The 1,442-nt window shown below is 56.1% G+C and carries 1 protein-coding gene; it reads left to right on the top strand.

Annotation, left to right across the window (positions count from 1 at the left end; genetic code table 11):
• Positions 1-763: 763 nt before the first annotated feature.
• On the top strand, positions 764-1,381 hold the full coding sequence (locus tag BG61_RS38415) for a cysteine hydrolase family protein (RefSeq protein ID WP_035924829.1): 618 nt from the start codon (positions 764-766) through the stop codon (positions 1,379-1,381).
• Positions 1,382-1,442 lie beyond the last annotated feature (61 nt).

Genomic DNA, 1,442 nt, shown 5'->3' with positions numbered 1-1,442 from the left:
CCACCCACTGAGAATTCAAAAGAGGCGAGTTAAACAGTCTCGTAAAGACGCCAGCCTTCGCGGCGCGGATATGTCATCGCGAGATACCAGCATGAGCGGATCGAGCGCCCTTAAGACCCACCTATGCAGGGCAGGACGTTGAGGGCAAGGAGGTGTCTATGGGAATGACGTTGGAGGGGAGCGCGATGTTTAAGGCGGACGGATCTTTGCGGAACTTAGTCGAAAAGTGGCTTGCGCTCACGCCGGTTATGCCGATTCATGTGACACGATTCAGACGGACACGTTCGTGTCAGCGACTATACGTGCGTGTAGAGGCGTCGCAAGCGACGAGCATCCTAACCATTTACTTCTTCCGTCACGGCGACGGGACTTGGTGCGTGTTCCCGCCCCCAGGGGGAGCATCCAACGATGAGTGTTCGCTGACTCACCGCGCAGGGCTAAGATTGAGATGTACCTCCGGCGCCGCACAGTTGCGTCAACGTCTATTGGAGGAAGACAGCGCTGGACTGTCGAAGTCAAGTCGGTGGTGCATCTCTGAAGATGCACAACATGATCAGCGAACCATTTTAGGAAGCTATAGTTATTCGCGGGGACGGGCGCCTGTGTACACCGTTGAGTTCGCGGCCGAAGCGGAAAGACGCTGAGAGCATCTTGGAACGGTTTTCGATCGGCGCAGAATAAATTTGGAGTAGCAACGAGTTATCGCAATTGGAATCGAGCGTAAGTTGAGAGCTACGCGCTCATTTGATCAAGGGAGTATTCGATGGCTACCTACCAGGCCAAAATCACGGCCGTGCTGTGTGTGGATCTGTACAACGATTTTCTGAGCGAGGGAGGCAAGCTGTTCCCCTGGGTCAAGGACATCGCAAAGGCAAACAATATGCTCGAGAATCTCCGTACCGTCGTCCGCACGGCGCGAGAAGCGGGTATCGCAATCTATCATGTGCCACACCACCGATGGGAGTCAGGTGACTATGTCAACTGGAAGTATCCGTCACCCTATCAGTTGGGCGCGGCTGAGCGGCAGGCGTTTGCCAGAGGCAGCTGGGGCGGTACCTTTCACGACGATTTCCAGGTACAGCCCGGCGATATCGTCGCCACTGAACATTGGGCTTCGAGCGGTTTCCCGAATACGGATCTCGACCACCAGCTCAAGCGTTACGGGAAGGAAAAGATCATTTTGATCGGTCTTCTCGCGAACACCTGCCTTGAGGCGACCGCCCGGATCGGCATGGAATTGGGGTATCACGTCACGCTGGTGCGCGACGCGACCTCGGCGCGATCGCACGAGGCCCTGCACGCGGCCCTGGATATTGACGGCCCTACCTATGCTCACGAAATTCTCACCACCGCGGAACTGGTAGCGGCGATGAAAACCTAGTAGATACGATTGGGCAACCATGAGCTCGGGCTGGGTGAGCTTGCCCCCGAAAAACGAATTC

Origin of the sequence: Caballeronia glathei, from assembly GCF_000698595.1 — a bacterium.
In the GTDB taxonomy this organism is placed as follows: Bacteria; Pseudomonadota; Gammaproteobacteria; order Burkholderiales; family Burkholderiaceae; genus Caballeronia; species Caballeronia glathei.
Note: the sequence above shows the minus strand (reverse complement) of the source record. Positions and strands in the feature narration are given on the sequence as shown.

Bases quoted from the DNA above. Each gene is read 5' to 3' on its own strand.
- BG61_RS38415 (WP_035924829.1), top strand. From the start codon at position 764: ATGGCTACCTACCAGGCCAAAATCACGGCCGTGCTGTGTGTGGATCTG.